The 22,741-nt window shown below is 44.2% G+C and carries 18 protein-coding genes and 4 pseudogenes; 20 read left to right on the top strand and 2 right to left on the bottom strand.

Annotated elements, in window-relative coordinates:
• Positions 1-33 precede the first annotated feature (33 nt).
• The 3 genes and pseudogenes from AC04Q4_RS04750 to AC04Q4_RS04740 all read left to right on the top strand — a co-directional run bounded on the left by AC04Q4_RS04750 (position 34) and on the right by AC04Q4_RS04740 (position 3,996).
• Entirely contained in the window at positions 34-1,407 is a 1,374-nt protein-coding gene (locus tag AC04Q4_RS04750; protein WP_334297442.1) for an MATE family efflux transporter, read from the top strand.
• 73 nt (positions 1,408-1,480) lie between these two features.
• Positions 1,481-2,456, top strand: a pseudogene (gene bsh, locus AC04Q4_RS04745) (choloylglycine hydrolase).
• 295 nt (positions 2,457-2,751) lie between these two features.
• The gene (locus tag AC04Q4_RS04740) at positions 2,752-3,996 is read left to right on the top strand and encodes a DUF1015 family protein (RefSeq protein WP_476388599.1); all 1,245 of its coding nucleotides are present in this window, start codon (positions 2,752-2,754) and stop codon (positions 3,994-3,996) included.
• On the opposite strand, the pseudogene AC04Q4_RS04735 reads toward AC04Q4_RS04740, so the two are convergent.
• Positions 3,977-4,087, bottom strand: a pseudogene (locus tag AC04Q4_RS04735) (DUF6783 domain-containing protein); the annotation flags it as partial. The gene AC04Q4_RS04740 and the pseudogene AC04Q4_RS04735 overlap by 20 nt on opposite strands.
• Here AC04Q4_RS04735 and AC04Q4_RS04730 point away from each other — a divergent pair.
• The 4 genes and pseudogenes from AC04Q4_RS04730 to yedF all read left to right on the top strand — a co-directional run.
• A pseudogene (locus AC04Q4_RS04730) lies at positions 4,064-4,147 on the top strand (DUF6783 domain-containing protein); the annotation flags it as partial. The pseudogenes AC04Q4_RS04735 and AC04Q4_RS04730 sit on opposite strands and share 24 nt — an antisense overlap.
• A gap of 129 nt (positions 4,148-4,276) precedes the next feature.
• Entirely contained in the window at positions 4,277-4,933 is a 657-nt protein-coding gene (locus AC04Q4_RS04725; protein ID WP_476388598.1) for a GTP pyrophosphokinase, read from the top strand.
• Complete coding sequence (locus AC04Q4_RS04720; RefSeq protein WP_173737267.1) at positions 4,924-5,112, top strand: hypothetical protein; 189 nt, start codon at positions 4,924-4,926, stop codon at positions 5,110-5,112. The genes AC04Q4_RS04725 and AC04Q4_RS04720 overlap by 10 nt, the downstream gene beginning before the upstream one ends.
• Positions 5,113-5,194: 82 nt before the next feature.
• Positions 5,195-5,806, top strand: coding sequence for a sulfurtransferase-like selenium metabolism protein YedF (gene yedF / locus AC04Q4_RS04715; RefSeq protein WP_173737268.1), 612 nt, complete (start codon positions 5,195-5,197; stop codon positions 5,804-5,806).
• 144 nt (positions 5,807-5,950) lie between these two features.
• Here the strand turns inward: yedF and AC04Q4_RS04710 are convergent, their stop codons facing one another.
• On the bottom strand, positions 5,951-7,171 hold the full coding sequence (locus AC04Q4_RS04710; protein WP_173737269.1) for a dicarboxylate/amino acid:cation symporter: 1,221 nt from the start codon (positions 7,169-7,171) through the stop codon (positions 5,951-5,953).
• Between the two features lie 110 nt (positions 7,172-7,281).
• Between AC04Q4_RS04710 and AC04Q4_RS04705 the strand changes: the two are divergent.
• The 13 genes and pseudogenes from AC04Q4_RS04705 (at position 7,282) to AC04Q4_RS04645 (ending at position 22,720) form a co-directional block, all read left to right on the top strand.
• Positions 7,282-8,431: pseudogene (locus AC04Q4_RS04705) on the top strand (aminotransferase class V-fold PLP-dependent enzyme).
• A 48-nt stretch (positions 8,432-8,479) separates the two neighbouring features.
• Complete coding sequence (locus AC04Q4_RS04700) at positions 8,480-9,490, top strand: XdhC family protein (protein ID WP_173737271.1); 1,011 nt, start codon at positions 8,480-8,482, stop codon at positions 9,488-9,490.
• Positions 9,491-9,637: 147 nt separating this feature from the next.
• On the top strand, positions 9,638-12,274 hold the full coding sequence (locus tag AC04Q4_RS04695; protein ID WP_476388597.1) for a DUF5722 domain-containing protein: 2,637 nt from the start codon (positions 9,638-9,640) through the stop codon (positions 12,272-12,274).
• Positions 12,275-12,746: 472 nt separating this feature from the next.
• Positions 12,747-13,958, top strand: coding sequence for a zinc ribbon domain-containing protein (locus tag AC04Q4_RS04690; RefSeq protein WP_476388596.1), 1,212 nt, complete (start codon positions 12,747-12,749; stop codon positions 13,956-13,958).
• Between the two features lie 1,069 nt (positions 13,959-15,027).
• The gene (locus AC04Q4_RS04685; protein WP_173737273.1) at positions 15,028-16,074 is read left to right on the top strand and encodes an NAD-dependent epimerase/dehydratase family protein; all 1,047 of its coding nucleotides are present in this window, start codon (positions 15,028-15,030) and stop codon (positions 16,072-16,074) included.
• A gap of 15 nt (positions 16,075-16,089) precedes the next feature.
• Entirely contained in the window at positions 16,090-17,340 is a 1,251-nt protein-coding gene (locus AC04Q4_RS04680) for a nucleotide sugar dehydrogenase (protein ID WP_274602623.1), read from the top strand.
• 26 nt (positions 17,341-17,366) lie between these two features.
• Complete coding sequence (gene rfbA, locus AC04Q4_RS04675; RefSeq protein WP_173737274.1) at positions 17,367-18,263, top strand: glucose-1-phosphate thymidylyltransferase RfbA; 897 nt, start codon at positions 17,367-17,369, stop codon at positions 18,261-18,263.
• Between the two features lie 44 nt (positions 18,264-18,307).
• Entirely contained in the window at positions 18,308-19,327 is a 1,020-nt protein-coding gene (gene rfbB, locus AC04Q4_RS04670) for a dTDP-glucose 4,6-dehydratase (protein ID WP_476388595.1), read from the top strand.
• A gap of 20 nt (positions 19,328-19,347) precedes the next feature.
• Complete coding sequence (gene rfbD / locus AC04Q4_RS04665; RefSeq protein ID WP_173737276.1) at positions 19,348-20,262, top strand: dTDP-4-dehydrorhamnose reductase; 915 nt, start codon at positions 19,348-19,350, stop codon at positions 20,260-20,262.
• 5 nt (positions 20,263-20,267) lie between these two features.
• The gene (gene rfbC, locus AC04Q4_RS04660) at positions 20,268-20,876 is read left to right on the top strand and encodes a dTDP-4-dehydrorhamnose 3,5-epimerase (protein ID WP_173737277.1); all 609 of its coding nucleotides are present in this window, start codon (positions 20,268-20,270) and stop codon (positions 20,874-20,876) included.
• Between the two features lie 10 nt (positions 20,877-20,886).
• Complete coding sequence (gene pssD / locus AC04Q4_RS04655) at positions 20,887-21,351, top strand: PssD/Cps14F family polysaccharide biosynthesis glycosyltransferase (RefSeq protein WP_173737278.1); 465 nt, start codon at positions 20,887-20,889, stop codon at positions 21,349-21,351.
• Positions 21,351-21,845: a glycosyltransferase gene (locus AC04Q4_RS04650; protein ID WP_173737279.1), complete on the top strand. Its 495-nt coding sequence runs from the start codon at positions 21,351-21,353 to the stop codon at positions 21,843-21,845. Before pssD ends, AC04Q4_RS04650 begins: the two co-directional genes overlap by 1 nt.
• A gap of 2 nt (positions 21,846-21,847) precedes the next feature.
• Complete coding sequence (locus AC04Q4_RS04645) at positions 21,848-22,720, top strand: ATP-grasp fold amidoligase family protein (RefSeq protein ID WP_476388594.1); 873 nt, start codon at positions 21,848-21,850, stop codon at positions 22,718-22,720.
• Positions 22,721-22,741 lie beyond the last annotated feature (21 nt).

Below are 22,741 nucleotides of genomic sequence, written 5' to 3'. Positions count from 1 at the left end.
CTGCATGCTCAGCAGAAGGAAGGTGTAATGGAAATGAGAACACATCAGACAAATTTTTCCACAGGAAATGTCTATCGGAATATTATGGAGGTTGCTGTGCCTATGATCATCGCACAGATTCTGAACCTCCTTTACAATATCGTGGACCGGATCTACATCGGAAGGATCCCGGAGATCGGAGCTACCGCACTGACGGGTGTGGGATTATGTTTTCCCATTATTACATTGATCACTGCTTTTACCTATCTGTTTGGAAACGGCGGAGCACCGCTTTGTTCCATGGAACGTGGAAGGGGAAACGAAAAAGAAGCAGAGATGCTTATGGGAAACACATTTGTGATGCTGATCGGAACAGGAGTGATCCTGACAGTAACAGGACTTTTGTTTTATCGGCCGATTCTCTATGCATTTGGAGCCAGTGACGTGACTTTTCCCTATGCGTCCGGTTACATAAAGATCTATCTTCTGGGAACACTGTCTGTAATGGTCACACTGGGAATGAATCCCTTTATCAACAGCCAGGGATTTGGAAATATGGGAATGCTCACCATTCTTATCGGAGCAGTGCTGAACATTGTACTTGATCCGCTGTTTATATTTGTATTTCATATGGGAGTACGAGGTGCGGCAGCAGCAACCATTATTTCCCAGTTCTGTTCTGCAGTGTGGGTGTTACGCTTCCTTTGTGGAAAAAAAGCGGTTCTGACGTTAAAAAAGAGCGCAATGATCATCTCAGGGAAAAGAGTGAAAGATATCATAAGTCTTGGTATGTCAGGATTTTTTATGGCATTTACCAACAGCCTGGTTCAGATTGTATGCAATGCCACGCTTCAGACATGGGGTGGAGATATCTATGTGGGAGTTATGACAGTCCTTAATTCTGTAAGAGATATTTTTACCATGCCGGTACAGGGTCTGACTAATGGAGCTTCCCCTGTGATGAGTTTTAATTATGGTGAAAAAGCGTATGACAGGATTAAAAAAGCAATCAAATTTATTACCATTGTTTGCGTAGTTTATACATTTACGGGATGGGGAATCCTGAAACTGGCACCTGAATTTTTTATCCGTATTTTCAATAATGATCCGGAGCTTCTCCGAAAAGGAGTTCCGGCTCTCCATATTTACTTTTTCGGATTCTGTTTTATGGCATTGCAGTTTACAGGACAGAGCGTGTTTGTAGCACTTGGAAAAGCAAAAAGAGCTACATTTTTTTCTCTGCTTCGAAAGGCGTTTATTGTAGTTCCGCTGACTATTTTACTGCCATATGTAAACGGACTGGGAACTGACGGTGTGTTCTGGGCTGAACCGATATCCAATCTGGCAGGTGGCTGTGCCTGCTTTTTTACCATGCTGGCTACAGTGCTGCCGGAGCTGAATGGAAAAACAAAGCCGGAGAAAAAATGATCATGACACCTGATTTTCAGAAGTATTAAAATACAGGATATCATCTACAAATACAGAAAGGGAGACATCAGTTATGTGTACAGCAGCAACCTGATAAAACAAAAGATTTCTATTTTGGAAGAACATTGGATTATGAATTTTCCTATGGTGATGAGATTACCATTACACCTCGTAACTATGTATTTAACTTTCGACATATGGGAACCCTTTCCGGTCATTATGCCATTATCGGTATGGCACATGTGGCAGGGGATTACCCGCTTTATTATGATGGGATCAATGAAAAAGGTCTTGGAATGGCAGGTCTGAATTTCGTGGGAAATGCAGTATATAATGAAGTGGAAGAAGGAAAAGAAAACATAGCTCAGTTTGAATTTATCCCCTGGATCCTTGGGAAATGTGCAACAGTAAAAGAGACCAGAGCACTTCTTGCCAACATCAATCTGGTAAAAACTCCGTTCAGTGAAATGCTGCCCTGTGCACAGCTCCACTGGATCATTGCAGATAAAAATGAAGCCATCACAGTAGAAGCCATGGCAGACGGACTTCATATCTGGGACAATCCGGCAGGGGTTCTTACAAATAATCCGCCTTTTAACCAGCAGATGTTTATGCTGAACAATTACATGCATCTTTCAGCGAAGCAGCCGGAAAATCATTTTTCAGACCAGCTTGAACTGAAAGCATACAGCCGAGGAATGGGTGCTTTGGGATTGCCGGGAGATCTTTCTTCTGCATCCAGATTTGCCAGAGTGGCATTTGTTCGGGATCATTCTGTTTCCGGGGATACAGAAGCAGAGAGTGTCAGCCAGTTTTTCCACATTCTGGGATCTGTGGACCAGCAGAGAGGCTGCTGTGAGGTAGAGCCCGGGAAATATGAGATCACCCTTTATACTTCCTGCTGCAACGGAGATAAGGGAATCTATTATTATACGACATATGAGAACCACCAGATATCAGCAGTAGATATGAACCATGAAGATCTGGACGAAAATACACTTGTAAGATACCCGGTACTTCAAGGTGAGAAGATTCACATGCAAAACTAAGCTTGCGAAGCAAGCGATACTTCTTGCGCTGCGCACAAGAAGGCAGAAGTAGAAATTTGCATAAAGTGGATTTGCGAAGCAGACGATACTTTCTGTGTGCAGTGCAAAAAGTCAACAATGGAAATCAATACAGAAACCGATATGCGAAGTTTCCACATTGCAGTGGAAATATCTATGTGCTAAAATAGTCAGGATGGCTCTGGCGGACAGGAAACGCAGAGCAGTGACAGAACACGAAGGGATGAGAAGATTTCCAGGAGTGAAAATACAAGCAGAAAATGAGAGGAGAAACATCATGGCTTTATTTCAGGCATTTCGGGCAGTGAGACCTGCGCCGGAGAGGGCAGCACAGGTGGCGGCACTTCCCTACGATGTAGTGAGCAGGGAGGAGGCCAGAGAGATCGGAGAGAAAAATCCCGAATCTTTTCTCCACGTGGACAGAGCAGAGATGGATCTTGATCCGGCTGCAGACCTTTATGATCCGAAGGTTTATGAGAAGGCAAAAGAGAACCTGGACAGATTTCAGGATGAGGGAATTTTAATCCAGGATAAGAAGCCGAACTATTATTTATATGAGCTGATCCGTAAGGGGAAATCCCAGACAGGTATCGTGGGAGTCAGTTCCATTGATGATTATATAAGCGGCGTGATCAAGAAACATGAGCTTACAAGAGAGGAAAAAGAGCAGGACAGAATCCACCATGTGGATGTATGCGATGCAAACACAGGCCCTATTTTTCTTGCATGCAGATATCCGGAGGAGCTTCTTGTACTGATGGAAAACTGGAAAACAGAACATGCACCTGTATATGATTTTACATCTGAGGATGAGATCACACACAGGGTATGGGTGGTAGATGAGGAAGCAAAACTTCAGAAGATCCGGGAATTATTTGGAGAAATCCCATCCATTTATATCGCAGACGGTCACCACAGAGCAGCATCTGCCGTAAAAGTAGGCCTGAAAAGACGTGCAGAGCATCCGGATTACACGGGAAAAGAAGAATTCAACTTTTTCCTCTCTGTAGTATTTCCCTTTGACCAGTTGACGATCCTTCCGTATCACAGAATCGTGAAAGATCTGAAAGGAATGACACCGAAAGCTTTTATTGGAAGCATGAAGTTCAACTTTGAATTAATGGCCATGCCGGGCTTTCCGTGCAAACCTGTTGAGAAACATTGCTTTGGCCTGTATGTAGACGGAGAGTGGTTTCATCTTAAAGCATATCCGGATATTTATGCTGAAAAAGATAACGTAGGCCAGCTGGATGTATCCATTCTTCAGGATAAAGTTCTTGGACCGGTTCTTGGAATCCGGGATCCACGTACAGACGAACGCATCCGTTTTATGGGAGGCAACCATCGGCTGAAAGATCTGGCAGCAGCTGCAGATGAGACAGGTGGAGCTGCTTTTGCCATGTATCCTACTTCCATGGAGGAGCTGATGTCTATTGCTGATGAGGGAAAGCTGATGCCGCCGAAGAGCACCTGGTTTGAGCCGAAGCTGCGAAGCGGACTTTTTATTCATAAGCTTTCCTAGAGCGTGTTTGAAAAATCATTTCCGTAATCTGCACGCCCCACTTTGCGGTATATTTTATCCGAATTCAGTTGCCGTAGCCCGCTACGGCGCCCTCATCCGGACAAAATCTCCCACAAATTGTGACGCACATCTTGCAGAAAGCCTTTTTTAAACACGCTCTAATAGGATTTATAGAAATTTCATAAATCAGTCAGGAAAATCTTAGAAATTTACTACAGAATGCTCACATTTGTTTTGTAAAATAAAGACCATGGTGAGCAAATGAGAAAGAGGGGTTTTCATGACAAACGAACAATATTATGATTGCATCCAGCCATACCAGAACGCCTGTCAGATCATGCGGGCCAAGCTTGAAGTACTGAACGGAAGCCTGTATCAGAAATCTTCTGTATCTCCGATCCACAATATCCAGGAGAGGATCAAGGCTAAGAAGAGTATTGAGAAGAAACTGGAGAAGCTGGGACATTCGGACAGTGTACAGAACGCCAAGGACTATCTCCGGGATATCGCCGGGATTCGTGTGATCTGTTATTTCATAGATGATATTTATAACCTTGTAAATGCACTGAAAAGACAGAGCGAGCTGATTTTTATCCGGGAGAAGGATTACATAAAGAATCCCAAGCCCAACGGGTACCGGAGCTTTCATGTGATCATTGCTGTTCCGGTATATTATCTGGATACGATGGAATATTTTCCGGTGGAGATCCAGCTTCGTACCATGACCATGGATCTGTGGGCGAGTATGGAGCACAGAGTTTGTTATAAGAAGCTTCCGGAACACAGGGAAGAGCTGGCAGAGGCTTTTTGTCAGTATGCAGATATTCTTGGCAGGATCGAGAAGCAGTTTGAGGCCTATAACGAAACAAGAATGCTGGAGGAAATCACACCTTCTGAGGTAGCAGAGGCTCCGGCGGAGGAACGGAAATGGAAATAGAAGAGGAATTTATCTCCGGTTTTTGCCGTACCATGAATAACGGTGAGACCGTATGCTGCGAATATACAATTCAGGATGATGGGAACAGAGAGCTTACATTTATGGACTGTGCACATGAGCGGTGTGTAAACACAGGAGCGTGTGAGATATTCAGGCAGGCACATGCCCTGGAGAAATAATAAACATAAATCGCAGGACAGTTAAGCTGCGTAATAACAGAAGAACAGAATATACAAAATATTCAGGATAAAGGAGAAAGCCATGAAACATACAGTAGATGCAATGGGAAAACAGTGTCCGATTCCAGTAGTTATGACAAAGAAAGTACTGGATCATGCAGAACAGGATGATGAGATCCAGATCCTTGTAGATAATGAGACAGCAGTGAACAACTTAAGCAGACTTGCAGGAAGCACAGGATGCAGTTTTGTATCAAAGAAAACAGCGGATGGCTATGAAATCCGCATGGTAGTAAAATCTGACAAACAGGGAAGAAGTGAAGCAGAGCCGGAGATCGTCTGCGCACCGGCAGTACCGCAGGGAGATTATACTGTAAGTATTACCTCTGATAAGATGGGAGACGGAGATCCGGAGCTTGGCGGTATTCTGATCAAAGGCTTTGTCTATGCACTGACACAGCTTGAAACACCGCCGGCAGTGATGCTGTTCTACAATGGCGGAGCCAGGCTTACAGCGAAGGATTCTCCATGTATTGAAGACCTTCGTACACTGCAGGAGCAGGGAACAGAAATCCTTACCTGCGGAACCTGTGTGAACTTCTATGGTCTGGGAGAACCGGCAGTAGGAACTGTTACCAACATGTATACTATTGCTGAGAAGCTTACTAAGGCATCCAGGGTAATATGTCCGTAAATAAAGTGCATTCCCACAGGGAGTTCTGTAAATGTATAAAGAAAGCCTGTGAAGTCATCTGACCAAAGTAATAAATCCCCGCTCAGCTGTTATTATTGCCAAAAGCAATAAGCAGTAGGCGGGGACTTATATTATGCTCTGATTTTACAGATCAATATCAATATTCTGCTCTTTAATATGATGACGTTTGGCATAGCCTGTAAGCATCAGAGTCAGCGCACCGTCACCTGTAACATTGCATGCAGTTCCGAAGCTGTCCTGCAGAGCAAAGATAGTAAGCATCAGAGCTGTACCGGAACTGTCAAATTTCAGCACACCTGTGATAATACCAAGGGAAGCCATAACTGTTCCGCCCGGAACACCAGGAGCACCGATCGCAAAAACTCCAAGAAGCAGGCAGAAGATAACCATAGTTCCCATGGCAGGAACAGAACCGTACAGGATCTTTGAAACAGCCATACAGAAGAAAACTTCTGTCAGCACGGAACCGCAGAGATGGATATTTGCAAAAAGCGGAATTCCGAAATTTACCAGATCTTTTCTGAGCGGTTTTGCCCTGGAAGCACACTGGAGAGCTACAGGCAGAGTAGCTGCGGAGGACATGGTTCCAACAGCCGTAAGATAAGCCGGTGCATAATGCCTGAGAACTTCCAGAGGATTTTCACGGGAATAAACTCCTGCAAGAATGTACAGAAATGCCATCCAGATAAAATGCCCTGCCAGAACCAGAAAAATGATCTTTAGGAAAACAGGAAGCTGTCTGGTAATGGTTCCTTCGTAAGCCAGTCCACAGAATGTTGAGCCGATAAACAGAGGAAGCACAGGAATGATGATCCTTGATACCAGGGACAGGACGATCTTCTGAAATTCATCTAGGATACCGGTGATCAGTCTGGCCTTTGTCCAGGCGGCTGCAAGTCCGATCATTACAGAAAAAACAAGTGCACTCATAACAGACATGATCTGCGGAATCTCCAGCTCAAAGATCACTTCCGGCAGCTGCTTCAGGCCAGCTGTGTAGGAGTGGATAGAAAGATGGGGAATGAGCAAAAATCCTGATGCAGTGGAAAAAAGTGCTGCTCCGACGGAAGAACCATAAGCCAGGACAACAGCAACTCCAAGCATGACAGAAGCATTTTTCCCAAGCTTGGTGATGGACGGGGCGATAAAACCAAGGATGATCAGAGGTACGCAAAAGGTGATGATCTGTCCCAGGATATATTTGACAGTGACGACAATATTGAGAACTGCCATGGAAATTCCGTTTGTGCTGTACTGATTCAGGATCAGACCGGCGATAATACCAAGGAATACAGCAACCAGTAGTTTAAATGGCAGGCTTTTGAAAAAAGATGATTTTTTCATTGGAAAACCTCCTCTGATGGTATAAAATAACAGTAATTGTTCAATATTTTTGTGAATAATTACACAAAACATTATATGATTTTTTTACAAAAAGCACAAGGAGATTTGAGATGATTTATCTGGATAATGCATCCACAAGCTTTCATAAACCAGACTGTGTGTTTACAGCTGTAATGGAGGCCATGCACCAGGCAGGAAACAGCGGAAGAGGAAGCAGCGGAGAAGCGATGGAAGCATCGCACCTTATTTTTGATACAAGATGCAGGATAGCAGAAATGTTTGAGGCAGACGGGCCGGAATGTGTGGCTTTTACTAGTAATGCCACAGAAGCGTTGAACACAGCATTGTTCGGAGTTCTGCATCCAGGGGATGGTCCGGTCCATGCTATTGCAACAGAGATGGATCATAACAGTGTACTTCGCCCTCTTTATGCCCTGGAAAAAAAAGGTCTGGAGCTGACAGTTCTTCCGGCTGACAGAAAGGGCAGGATATCCCTTACAGATATGGAAGCTGCAATCCGGCCGGAGACAAAGGTGATCGTATGTACACATGCATCCAATCTTACAGGAAACAGAAATGATATTCATGCAATCGGTGAGATCGCGAAGAAACATGATATTCTATTTATTGCAGATGCTGCACAGACAGCAGGAGTTTTTCCGATTTCCATGAAAAAAGACCAGATTGATATCTTATGTTTTTCGGGACATAAAGGGTTGATGGGACCGCAGGGAACAGGAGTAATCTGTGTACGTCCTGGAGTGAAGGTAGAACCTCTGAAAGTCGGCGGAAGCGGGATACTTACCTTTCAGAAGGAACATCCGTCAGATATGCCGGAAGCACTGGAGGCAGGAACTTTGAACAGCCATGGTATTGCAGGACTTCGTGCAGACACTTGGATGGATACAGGAAACCGGAATTGACAGGATCAGACAGCGGGAACAGGATCTGATGATGAGATTCTATGAACAGGTAAAAACAATTTCAGGGGTGACTGTGTACGGGGATTTTTCCCAGAAGGACCGTTCGCCGGTCGTAACACTGAATATTATGGGTATGGGATCTTCCGAGCTTAGTATGATCCTTGGTGAAGATTACGGTATCAGTACAAGATCCGGCGGTCACTGTGCACCATTGATGCACCAGGCTCTTGGAACAGAGAAAACAGGAGCTGTGCGATTCAGCTTTTCCTGTTTTAATACAGAGGAAGAGGTAGACGAGGCGGCGAGAGCTGTGAAAGAGATCGCAGAGGAAGAATAGGCATCAGTGCTGTAAGAGCGGTATTGCTGAAAAGAGAGGATGGAAAAGATGTATCAGAAGATATATGATATTGTAGAAAAAAAAGGACGGGTAAAAACAGGAATATTTTTAAACGGAGAGAACGCAGGCCTTAAATATCTGGCAGAGGAAGATTATTTCGAAGGTTCCGGCACCGCAGAAAATGCATTGCTGCAAAAAGGAAAAGAAGTGTTGAAAAATGCGGTATTTCAGGCAGCAGGAACAGGAGTTGTGAAAGCCAAAGATCAGGAAATCTTTGTGGAAACCTACGAAAAAAATCCCCGTCTGATCATCCTTGGCGGTGGTCATGTATCCCAGCCTGTTGCAGAGATCGGACGGCTTCTCGGATTTCATGTAACTGTGATGGATGACAGAGAGGATTTTGTGACAAAAGAGCGTTTTCCCCAGGCAGATGAGCGGATCACAGGCGATTTTGAAACGCTTTCCGAAAAAATCCCACCATATGAAAATGCCTATTATGTAGTCGTAACAAGAGGACATCTGGGAGACTCCACCTGTGCAAGACAGATCCTGAAACGGCCTTTTGCCTATTTCGGAATGATCGGAAGCAGGACAAAGGTGAGGATCACCAGGGAAAAGCTTCTCAAGGAGGGTTTTACCGAAACAGAACTGGACCAGATCCATGCGCCTATCGGACTTCCCATCGGGGGGCAGATGCCGGCAGAGATCGCGGTCAGCATCATGGCAGAGATCGTTCAGGAGAAAAACAGATATTTCCGTACCTACTGTGATGAAGCTGTGGAGGCAGCTGTACGCTGCGGCGTTTCGGGAACCATGATTACAATTATTGAGAAAAAAGGATCTTCTCCAAGAGGAACCGGAAGTAAAATGTTCGTGTTTTCAGACGGAAGGAGTGCAGGCAGCATCGGCGGCGGAAAAGTGGAGTTTGAAGCTGCAAAGCATGCGGTAAATGTACGAAATGTGGAGACACGTACCTATGAGCTGGGCCAGGGAGTTGGAGATCTGGGAATGATCTGCGGCGGTACAGTAAGAGTACTTTTCGAACGGATCGCTTTATAGAGTACAGGCAGGATTGGCAGAAACCAGAGGCATTTTTTGTCGTGGTTTCTGTTTTTTTCCTGTGATATAATGAACTGGAAATAAAGGAAAAGTAGTTTCTGGAATCGACACTATTTCAGGACTGTAAAGGAAAGAAGGAGAAAAAGAATGAGAAAATGGAAAAAAGTGATGGCAGCAGCACTGGCCGTTTCTATGATGGCTCCGTCCTGCCTGCCGCAGACATTATGGGCAGCAGAATTTTCCAGTGAAAGTGCAGAGGAAGCTTCCGAGGGTTTTGCAGAGGAAATTGCAGACAATATGGAAGAAAATGAGAACACTGCGGACGATGCTGTGACAGAACCGGATGAGATCGTAAAGGACGAGACCGAGGACTCAGAACCCGCAGAAGATCAGGATTTTGGATCTGATGATGAGGAGCTGACGAATGACAGTGATGCTGCTGACAGCGCAGACGCAGAAGAAGTGACAGAAGAGAATAACGAACTTGATCTGTCTGATGTACCGGAGATGGTCATGGAGGGAGAAGCTGTACAGGATTATCTTATTCAGCTGTACAGCAGCGGAAAACTGGTGAAATCCTACACAGTTTCCAATTCAGCATCTGCAGCGGCGAAAGCTCCTGCAGCACTGAAAAAAAGCGGCTACACATTTAAAGAATGGAACACAAAAGCAGATGGAAAAGGAACTGCATACAAACCGGGAGCATCCATCAGCAAGCTTCTGCAGGAAAGCAGTACGGCAGTGCAGACCCAGAACGTGGAATCAGCGGACAGTACTGTGAACTTGGCAGATTCAGCAGATGAGGCAGAAGCCGAACTGGAATCTGTACAGGATGTTCAGGCACCGGAAGTGCAGAGTGAGGTCCAAGATATAGCCGAAGCTCAGGATACAGCACAGGAACTGCTGGCTGAAGAAGATTCAGCGCAGCCCGTTGAACTGGATCAGCAGAGCGATACAGGTCTGGAAGCTAATCCGGCAGCAGAAGCGTCAGCAGAGGATGACAAGATCACAGTCAGATTATATGCGATCTGGACAAAAAATGCTTCCTATAAAATTATTTATAAGCTGAATGGCGGAAAAAATCATGCCTCCAATCCGAAAACCTACACTATCGAAAGTCAGATAAAGCTGAAAAATCCAACCCGTTCAGGCTATCATTTTGTTGGATGGTACAAAGACAGTAAATATAAAACAAAGATCAGCACCATAAAAAAAGGTTCTAAAGGTTCCCTGACCTTATACGCAAGATGGACTCCACAGGTAAGCCCGTCTTCGAAGGCAGCAGCATTAACCTCGGTAAAAGGTCTCAGAGCAAAAACAATCGTAGCGACTGCAACAGTTCCTAAATATGTAAGAAGCTACGACAGCTATTACTATCTTGTATATGTAGATTCCAATACCGGAAAAGTAAAAAGAGCAGCAGCCAAAATAACAAAACCGCAGACTTCAAACCGTAAGATCACTCTGAAGGTAAATATTTCCAAAAATCCCGAATATGCACAAGGTAAATTCGCCATTGCAGTCAAAAAAACAAAAACAGCCTGGGCACTGATCAGCGGCAAGAGCTATGTCAGCAGTCCGGAAAAACTGGCCTCCAACCAGAAAGCATATTTTGTACCAAAGACAAAGAAAGGTATTCAGTCCACCAATATGCATGAGGTGACAGATACCAAGTCAAAAACAGTATTTATCAATATTTATGCTTCAGATATCATTGACGCAGGTTATCAGCCCTATACCTACAATGGAAAGAAATACTATTTTGGAGGACTGTATTCAATCCGTGAATTCATACATCAATGCAATGCAAAAGGCATACAGGTAACTGCTCAGATCAATCTGAACAAGAGCTATAATACGCAGAGTGTGATCACAGGAAACAGCCCGTATGGTAGAACAGCCTTTTATGGATGGAATACATCAAAGAGCAGTTCCAGACAGACCATGGAAGCGATGTTTGCTTATCTGGGAGCTATACTAGGTGATAATTACAGCTATGTAAGCAACTGGATCCTGGGCAATGAGATCAACACTGCAAGCGGCTATTATTATCTGGGAAATGTAAGCTTTTCCAAATATATATCCATGTACAGCGAAGCATTCCGCTGTCTGTACAATGCAGTGCGGAGCAGCCGCGCAAGTTCCAAGGTATTTATCTGCCTGGATAACTGCTGGAGACAGAAAAACGTCTTTGAAGTAGCCTATACATCCAAAGCTACGCTGGATACCTTTGCATCCACAGTATCCAAGCTGCAGAAAGGCGTCAACTGGAACCTGGCTTACCACGCATACAGCCAGCCGCTGACAGAATCACAGTTCTGGTCCAGCGTCAATGCACCGCTTCTTACAAACGATGCAAACACTGCAACATTTATCACCATGCACAATATCCAGGCACTGACGAACTATGTAAAGAGCAGATATGGTTCCAAAACCCGTGTTATTCTGTCTGAGCAGGGCTATTCATCTTCCTTCGGCGGACAGGCAAACCAGGCAGCATCCATGGCACTTGCCTATTATAAAGCAGCCTGCAACCCGATGATCGATGCTTTCATTATCCGAAGCTATCAGGATGAAGCTCACGAAGTAGCACAGGGTCTGGCACTTGGATTAAAAGACGCAAAAGGTAAGAAGAAAACAGTTTTCAATGTATTCCGAAACATGGACAGTACATCCTCTCTGAAATACACAGGAAATGTGCTGAACAGCAAAGTAGGAAACTGGAAAGCAAAAGTACCGGGATACAGCGCAAAACGCGTTGCAAGTATGTACCGTGTCCAGTAAATCAAGATAAAAAATAAGGAGTTCTGCACGACGGAAAGGTTGTGCGGAACTCCTTTTTTTATAGGATGATGTCGTTAATTATCTTCATAAGTCACAGGCTTAAAAAGACACTTTTTACAGCCTCAAGTAATGATACCATTGACTTTTTTCTTTGTCAAGGCGTGTAAACCTTGTTGAATGTACAAATAATGCCACTTTATGTACATGTTATGTCAAATATCGACTTGCAAAAATCTAAAAAAAGCTCATAAATCCTCAAAAATCTCATTAGTGGTCATGGATAATGGTCACTTGTCTTTTATGCAAATACTTTTAAATTCAATGTTTTTTCTTATTTTAAATTCCTTTTAGGTGTCAATAAGTGGTCAGGCCTCATGATATGTCAGATACAGAAACTGCATATTATGAGGCTTTTTTGCAATATTGTCGCTTATGAAGATATTAAGCGACAAAGACAGCAGAAAGTGGTGCCATGAAAACAGGATACAGTATCAGAACATGGCGGATGCGTCTCTTCTGTTCTGAAAAGCAGATGATCGAAGCAACAGAGGATTTATACCGGGAGGCAGTGAATTTCTACTATGAACTGCTCAAAGACCGGGAAGACCTCTGGGAAGAAAACCTGCTCGCTATCCAGGGACAGCTGGAAAAACTGACTGTGCCCGGAAAAGACGGAAGAGTACCCAAATACATCCCGCCAGGCGGAAAACTCCCCGTATATTTTCGGAGATCTGCCATGAACAAAGCTGCAATGGCAGTAAAAACAGCAGCAGGAGCAGAAAGTTTTCCGGAAAAGATTGATGCAAATATTACTTTTTTCAAAGGAATGTACAGAGACCTTACGGACACATCCGTAGTTTTAAAACTCTGGAATGGAAAGAAATGGATCTGGACAGAATGCAGTCTGACAGGACGACCGTTCCCGAAAGAAGTAGCAATCCTTTCTCCAACACTGGTTCATGAAGAAAAATGGCTGATGTTCCACGTGCCTGTGAAGCAGGAAAATTCCGATGCAAGAACAGCAAAGGAACGGATGAAAGAAGGCACCAGGCTATGCAGTGTACGGTTTACCAATACAGACAGTTTTGCAGTATGCACAGTCCTGGATGAACAGTCCATTCCCCTTGCAATGAAAAACTGCAGCGGAGGAAAGTCCTACCGCCATCACTGCCGGGAACTGCTGAAAAAAATAGAGACATCAAAAACCTATACAGACAAAGACAATGTCACTCAGCCAAACAGAAAATACTACATGCATCTCAAGCACCTGAACGAGCACTACGCTCACCAGGCCAGCAAAGAGATCATAGAATTCTGCAAAAAGAACCAGGCAGGAATCATCGTATTACCGGAATATGAAGAAAATTTTTCCAGGATATCCATGTACAGAAGCGGAAATTATTCCCCGCTTCACTTAAGTATCCGCATCCGGAATTACCTGAAATACAAAGCCTGGGCCGAAGGAATCTTGGTACTGGAGTTGCGCGCCGACGGAACCGAAAAATATTGTTCTATCTGTGGCTCCCCCGGAAAAAAACAGGGCAGCCTGTTTATCTGCCGGAACGGCCACCAGGTCAACCGCTTCCTGAACGCCGCCCGGAATCTGGGGACGAAATGCCAGGAAAGCTTCCGGAGAAATCAGAAAACATCCGGGAAAAATTCCGGCAATACAGCAATTGATTAACGGAATCCGTTACGGAGCTATCCGATTCAGAAGTTAACAACTAACGGAAATGTTACCAGGCTTGAAATTAATAAAGTCAGTAAGCGGCAGAAATGCCTCTTATATAAATACTGAGAAATCAGTAAGAGAGGGCGCGCCAGCGACGCACCCTTTCCGGTTGAATACCGCCAGGCGGCCCTACGCAGGCGTCGCCAAAGAACCATGCTGCATCGGAGATGGGGTGTGGGGTGTATTCGAAGTTATAAAAATAAAATGATATAGAGAATGAAATAACATATACCAATAAATGTCTACTCAACAAACCGCATTGACGTAGCATAGTCGAAAAGAACCTGTTTTGTACACTATATAGGGTACTGAAATTGGTTGTATTTCACAACTATATGAACTATAAATGCGAGATATTTATACAAAACGCTAAACTTTTGACCCCTGTGGCACAAAATTGGCACATCTTTTTCAGAAGAATCATAGAAATGGCGGAAAACAGGAGAAAACAACAAAAATCCATGAGTTTATCATTAACGTCTGAAACTGCTGTTGAGTACACTATATGACCCGCTAATGACACCTACATCATAACGGTTTGTTGAGTTATGAAAAATAGAGAAAAACAGATGATTTCTACTTCAAAAAACAGCTGTTGAGTAGAGCATGAATGGTGATGATAATTACATGTTTTGAGTGGTTGAAGTGAATGATTTGTTCATGGTGAACAATGAATGGCGAGAATTGGATTGAATGATATGTACAATTTTAATAAAACTCATGCACCGACAGGGTTCGATTCAACAATCCAACACTTAGAAAAAACGTCATTGCAGGGTATACGGGGCTCGACTGTATAAATCATCACTTCGGTTATAGAGGAATAGAGACGAGTGTACTCAACGGATGTTTTATGGAGTAGAAAACAAGGGAAATATGATTGCTGGGGTAGTTGGATACGACAGTATAAGAAAACACTTAGCCGCGTGGTTATCACACAGTGGAAATTAGAGAAAAACACTATCTGTGAAGAGCAGATATGTACATAGATTAGGAAGTTAACAAAAATGGAGGAATACATATGAGCACAGTTACTTTAGATAATAAAACGATTTTAGTCACAGGTGCAGCCGGTTTCATAGGCTCCAACCTTGTGAAACGAATTTATCAGGAGGCTCCTTCTGCTACGGTCATCGGCATCGACAACATGAATGCTTACTACGACGTGGCACTCAAAAAGTTCCGCCTGAACGAGCTGGCCAAGTATCCCACATTTACCTTTGTCAAAGGCAACATCGCCGACAAGGAGCTGATCACAGAGCTGTTCGAGAAGTACAAGCCGTCTGCGGTCGTCAACCTTGCAGCACAGGCTGGTGTGCGTTACTCCATCACCAACCCGGATGCCTATGTGGAATCTAACTTGGTCGGCTTTTTCAATATCCTCGAAGCCTGCCGTCATAACCCTGTAGAGCATCTGGTGTATGCTTCTTCTTCCTCCGTCTATGGTTCCAACAAGAAGGTTCCGTACAGCACGGATGATAAGGTTGACAATCCTGTTTCCCTTTATGCAGCTACCAAGAAATCCAATGAGCTGATGGCACATGCCTACTCCAAGCTCTACAACATTCCTTCCACTGGTCTGCGATTCTTTACGGTCTATGGTCCGGCAGGCCGTCCTGACATGGCTTACTTCGGATTCACCAACAAGCTGGTGAAGGGTGAAACTATCAAAATCTTCAACTATGGCAACTGCAAGCGTGATTTTACTTATGTGGATGACATCGTTGAGGGTGTTGTCCGTGTGATGAAGAAAGCACCGGACAAGAAGAACGGTGAGGACGGTCTGCCGATTCCGCCGTATGCAGTTTACAACATTGGCAATCAGAACCCGGAAAATCTTCTGGACTTCGTGCAGATTCTGAGTGAGGAGTTAGTAAGAGCGAAAGTTCTGCCGGAAGATTATGACTTCGAGGCACACAAGGAACTGGTTCCGATGCAGCCGGGTGATGTGCCTGTGACCTATGCAGATACTAGCGCACTGGAGCGTGACTTCGGATACAAGCCTAGTACTGATTTGAGAACTGGTCTGCGGAAGTTCGCTGAGTGGTATGCAGAGTTTTATAAATAATTAGAGGATAGAAAAATGAGAGAATTTAAAGATTTGAAAATTGCTGTGGCCGGTACCGGCTATGTTGGCCTTTCCATTGCTACGCTGCTGAGCCAGCACCATCATGTTACGGCTGTGGATATTATCCCGGAAAAGGTTGAGCTGATTAACAACCGGAAGTCTCCTATTCAGGATGACTATATCGAAAAATATCTGGCAGAAAAAGAACTGGATCTGACCGCAACTTTGGATGCAAAGGAAGCATACTCCGATGCGGATTTTGTAGTCATTGCTGCACCTACAAATTACGATAGTAAGAAGAATTTCTTTGACACAAGCGCAGTCGAAGCGGTCATCAAACTGGTGATTGAGAATAACCCGGAAGCCATTATGGTTATCAAGTCCACAATTCCTGTTGGCTATACTGCTTCTGTTCGTGAAAAGTTCCACTGCGATAATATCATCTTCAGCCCGGAATTCCTGCGTGAGAGTAAGGCTCTGTACGACAACCTGTATCCGAGCCGTATCATTGTCGGAACCGATATAGAGAATGCCCGACTGGTGAAAGCAGCACACACTTTTGCAGATCTCCTGCAGGAAGGTGCAATCAAGGAGAATATTGACACGCTGTTCATGGGATTTACCGAAGCAGAAGCTGTCAAACTTTTTGCGAATACCTATCTGGCACTGCGCGTGTCCTATTTCAACGAGCTGGATACTTATGCAGAGATGAAGGGGCTGAACACACAGCAGATCATCAACGGTGTCTGCCTCGATCCTCGTATCGGTACTCATTATAATAATCCTTCCTTTGGATATGGCGGATATTGCCTGCCGAAAGACACTAAGCAGCTGTTAGCAAACTATGCTGATGTGCCGGAGAACCTGATTGAAGCTATCGTGGAGAGCAATAGAACCCGTAAAGATTTCATTGCAGATCGTGTCCTGGAAATTGCTGGTGCGTATGAGGCAAATGATAGCTGGGATGAGAGCAAGGAAAAAGAGGTCGTGGTTGGTGTTTATCGCCTGACCATGAAGAGCAACAGCGATAATTTCCGCCAGAGTTCTATTCAGGGCGTTATGAAGCGCATCAAGGCAAAAGGGGCAACTGTCATCATTTACGAGCCGACTTTGAAGGATGGCGAGAAGTTCTTTGGTTCCGTTGTCGTAAATGATCTGGACGAGTTTAAGAAGCAGAGTCAGGCCATCATCGCAAACCGATATGACAAGTGCTTGGATGATGTGAAAGAAAAAGTTTATACGCGCGACATTTTCCAGAGAGATTAAGAGATAGCGAAGGGGAGAAAGTAGATATGAAGGGTATTATTTTGGCAGGAGGATCAGGCACTCGCCTGTATCCGCTCACAAAGGTTACGAGTAAGCAGCTCTTACCGATTTTTGATAAACCGATGATTTATTATCCGATGTCTGTTCTGATGAATGCTGGCATTCGTGATATTTTGATTATTTCCACACCGCAGGATACACCTCGCTTTGAGAATCTTCTCGGCGATGGTCACCAGTTTGGTGTGAACCTGACCTATGCTGTTCAGCCTTCCCCGGATGGACTGGCACAGGCATTTATTATTGGTGCTGATTTTATTGGCAACGACTCTGTGGCTATGGTGCTGGGTGACAACATTTTTGCCGGCCATGGACTGAAAAAGCGTTTGCAGGCAGCAGTTCAGAACGCTGAAAACGACAAGGGAGCAACTGTGTTTGGCTACTATGTCGATGATCCGGAGCGTTTTGGCATTGTGGAGTTTGACAAGAATGGAAAGGCTATTTCTATCGAGGAAAAGCCGGAATATCCGAAGAGCAATTACTGCGTCACAGGTTTGTATTTCTACGACAATCGTGTAGTCGAGTTTGCAAAGAATCTGAAGCCATCTGCGCGTGGTGAACTGGAAATCACGGATCTGAACCGCATTTATCTGGAAGATGGTTCTCTGAATGTGGAACTGCTGGGACAGGGCTTTACTTGGCTGGATACTGGTACACATGAGAGCTTGGTGGATGCGACCAATTTTGTCAAGACCGTGGAGCAGCATCAGCATCGTAAGATTGCTTGCCTGGAGGAGATTGCATACCTGAACGGCTGGATCAGTAAAGATGAGTTGATGGAAGTATACGAAGTCATGAAGAAGAATCAGTACGGTCAGTATCTGAAAGATGTTATGGACGGAAAGTATCAGGAACATCTGTACTAAGAGATAGAGGAAACATTAGAACACACAAGTAGAGGAGATCAATCATGAATATTATTGTAACTGGCGGTGCTGGATTTATTGGTAGTAACTTTATTTTTCATATGCTGAAGAAGTATCCGGATTACCGGATCATCTGCCTGGATAAGCTGACCTACGCGGGTAACCTGTCTACGCTGGCACCTGTTATGGATAATCCGAACTTCCGCTTCGTAAAGGCTGATATCTGTGATCGCGAAGCTGTGAATAAACTGTTTGAAGAAGAACATCCGGACATCGTGGTGAACTTTGCGGCAGAATCTCATGTTGACCGTTCTATCGAAGATCCTGGCATCTTCCTCCAGACTAACATCATCGGTACCAGTGTACTGATGGATGCTTGCCGTAAGTATGGCATCCAGCGTTACCATCAGGTTTCTACGGATGAGGTTTACGGTGACCTGCCGTTGGATCGTCCTGACCTGTTCTTCACCGAGGAGACCCCGATTCATACCAGCTCTCCGTACAGCAGCTCCAAGGCTGCAGCAGACCTGCTGGTTCTGGCTTACCACCGGACCTACGGTCTCCCTGTGACCATTTCCCGTTGCTCTAATAACTATGGTCCGTATCACTTCCCGGAGAAGCTGATTCCGCTGATGATCGCTAATGCTCTGGCTGACAAGCCGCTGCCTGTTTACGGCGAAGGTCTGAATGTCCGTGACTGGCTGTACGTGGAAGACCACTGCAAGGCCATTGATTTGATTATTCACAAGGGTCGTGTGGGCGAAGTTTACAATGTCGGCGGTCACAACGAGAAGCAGAACATCGAGATTGTGAAAATCATCTGTAAGGAACTGGGCAAGCCGGAGAGCCTGATCACTCACGTTGGCGATCGTAAGGGCCATGATATGCGTTATGCTATTGATCCGACCAAGATTCACAATGAGCTGGGCTGGTTGCCGGAGACCAAGTTTGAGGACGGCATTAAAAAGACCATCCAGTGGTATCTCGATAATCGTGAGTGGTGGGAGACCATCATCAGCGGTGAGTATCAGAACTACTACGAGAAAATGTACAGCAACCGCTAAAAGCCAGAGGAGGAAAGAACATGAAGTTTTTTGTAACAGGCGTTGGCGGTCAGTTGGGCCATGATGTGATGAATGAGCTGCTGAAGCGCGGTCATGAAGGTGTTGGTTCTGATATTCAGGAAAACTACAGTGGTGTTGCTGATGATTCTGCGGTGACGAAGGCTCCATATATAGCACTGGATATTACTGATAAGGACGCTGTTGAAAAAGTAATTACAGAAGTAAATCCGGATGCCGTGATCCATTGTGCAGCATGGACTGCTGTGGACATGGCAGAGGATGATGATAAAGTAGCGAAGGTTCGTGCTATCAATGCAGGCGGCACGCAGAATATTGCAAATGTATGCAAGAAACTGGATTGTAAGATGACCTATATCAGCACGGACTATGTGTTTGATGGTCAGGGCACAGAGCCCTGGCAGCCAGATTGCAAGGATTATAAGCCTTTGAATGTATACGGTCAGACAAAGCTGGAAGGTGAGTTGGCAGTCAGCCAGACACTGGAGAAGTATTTCATCGTCCGCATTGCTTGGGTGTTTGGGCTGAACGGCAAGAACTTTATTAAAACGATGCTGAATGTTGGTAAGACTCACGATATCGTGCGTGTGGTCAACGACCAGATCGGCACACCGACCTATACATATGATTTGGCTCGGCTGTTGGTCGATATGAACGAAACCGAAAAATACGGCTATTATCATGCAACCAACGAGGGCGGCTATATTAGCTGGTATGATTTCACGAAAGAAATCTATCGTCAGGCTGGATATAAGACAGAAGCGGTTCCCGTCACTACGGCAGAGTACGGTCTGAGTAAGGCAGCTCGTCCGTTCAACAGCCGTTTGGACAAAAGCAAGCTGCTGGAAGCTGGATTTACTCCGCTTCCGACTTGGCAGGATGCACTGAGCCGCTATCTGAAAGAAATTGAGGAGTAAAGAAAATGGGACAGATTAAAGTTGAGAAAAATGTAGGCGGTATTGAAGGGCTTTGCGTAATTGAGCCTGCGATTCACGGCGATGCGCGTGGCTATTTTATGGAAACCTATAACGAAATAGATATGAAGGAAGCAGGCATTGACGTTCACTTTGTTCAGGATAATCAGTCTATGTCCACAAAGGGCGTTCTGCGCGGTCTGCATTTCCAGAAACAGTATCCGCAGTGCAAGCTGGTTCGTGCGGTGCGTGGCACTGTGTTCGATGTTGCTGTTGACCTGAGAAGCAACTCGGAAACCTATGGCAAGTGGTATGGCGTGACGCTGTCTGCTAAAAACAAGAAGCAGTTCCTTATCCCGGAGGGCTTTGCACATGGATTCCTGGTGCTGAGCGATGAGGCAGAATTCTGCTATAAGGTCAACGACTTCTGGCATCCGAATGATGAAGGCGGAATGGCTTGGAATGACCCTGAGATCGGCATTGAGTGGCCGGAAGTACAGGGCGAATACAATGGCAGTGCAAGCGCAGAAGGTTACACACTGGAAGATGGTACAGTATTGAATTTGAGCGATAAGGATCAGAAATGGCTGGGGCTGAAAGATACTTTTAAATTTTGAGGAAAAATCAATGAAACATAATAGAAAACCAAGACTGTGCTTTGTATCATCTTCGGGCGGACATTGGGAACAACTTCAGAAATTGGAACCGCTTGCTAAAAAGTATGAAGGTTTTTTCGTTACAGAGAAAACTCAATTTGATGCGCCACTCGGTAAGTATTTTATGAAGCAAACAGATTTAAAGGATAAATTTATGGTTCCTAAGATGCTGTGGAATTCGATTTATACTCTTTACATCTGGGCAAAAGAAAGACCGGACTTTGTTATCACAACTGGAACAATGGTGGCGTATCCATTTTACCTTTTAGCCGTGTTGTTCCACAAAAAATTTGTGTTTATTGAAACATTCGGTCGAGCAAATATGCCAACTGTGGCGGGCAAAAAGATGGAAAAGCACGCGGATTTATTTATTGTTCAGTGGGAAACACAGAAAAAATTCTATAAAAAAGCAATTTATGGAGGTTGTTTATACTAATGATCTTTGTGACAGTCGGGTCAAGAAATTATCCTTTTGACCGTTTATTTAAAAAATTAGATGAGCTATATGAAAAGGGTGTGTTGACGGACGCGATGTTTGCACAGATTGGCACATCTACATACAAGCCAAAACATTATGAGTATAAAGACTTTATTTCACAAGAGGAATTCTTGGAAAAGGTAAAAGAGGCGGATATTGTGGTTTCACATGGTGCATCCGGCTCGATTATGAAAGCCTTAAATGCGGGCAAAAAAGTCATTGCTGTAACTCGTCTTGCGAAATACGGAGAACATATCAATGATCACCAGATTCAAAACAACGAGGCATTCAACCTTAATCGTTATGTTCTAATGGCAGATCTGGAACTTAATAATCTGGGGGAATGCTTTCAGAAAATTTATGAGGGAACAGATGAGTTGGTTCCATGGGTGAATAAAGACCCAATGGCAATTGTAAATATGATTGATAAATTTATTCAGGAGAATTGGTGATTATGAGTAGCAATAAATTGGCCAAGAAAATAAGATATGCATTACGATTTATGCCGGATGCAATGTATATCCAGTTGAATTATTTTGCGCATTTTAAGAAGTTTGCAAATCTTAAGAAACCTGGGACATATAACGAAAAATTGAACTGGCTGAAGATACACGACCGCAATCCATTATACACTACCCTTGTGGATAAATACGAAGTGAAAAAGTATGTAGACGAAATTCTGGGGGGGGGGTACACAATACCGACTCTTGGTGTGTGGGACAGGTTTGATGATATAGATTTTGATCGGCTTCCAAATCAGTTTGTATTGAAGTGTACACATGATTCAGAAGGACTTGTAATCGTAAAAGATAAAAGTACGCTCGACATTCAAAAGGCAAAAGAAAAAATTGAAGCAGCGCTTAAACAGAACTTTTATTATATTGGTCGAGAGTGGCCATATAAAAATGTTGAGCCGCGAATCATTGCAGAACCATATCTTGAAGACCATGTGGATGGTGAATTGCGTGATTATAAGTTTTTTTGCTTTAATGGTCAGCCGAAACTTATGTTTGTTGCATCTGATAGAATCAAAAATGCAACGAAATTTGATTATTATGATTTAGAGTTTAATCATTTGAATATTGTGCAAAAATATCCAAATGCCGAGGCTCCACTAAGAAAGCCTGTAACATTCGAGAAAATGATAGAGTTTTCCAAGGTGCTATCTAAAGATTTTCCGCATGTTAGAGTCGACTTTTATGAAGTTGATGGACACCTTTATTTTGGGGAACTTACTTTTTACCATTTTAGTGGGTTTATGCCGTTCAAACCTTCAAAATGGGATGAAATAATGGGCAGTTGGCTAACATTGCCGCAGAAAAAATAAATCATATACAACGAGGGGGAG

It is taken from the genome of Blautia sp. HA8986 (assembly GCF_056504635.1).
This window is presented reverse-complemented; position numbering and strand designations above follow the sequence as displayed.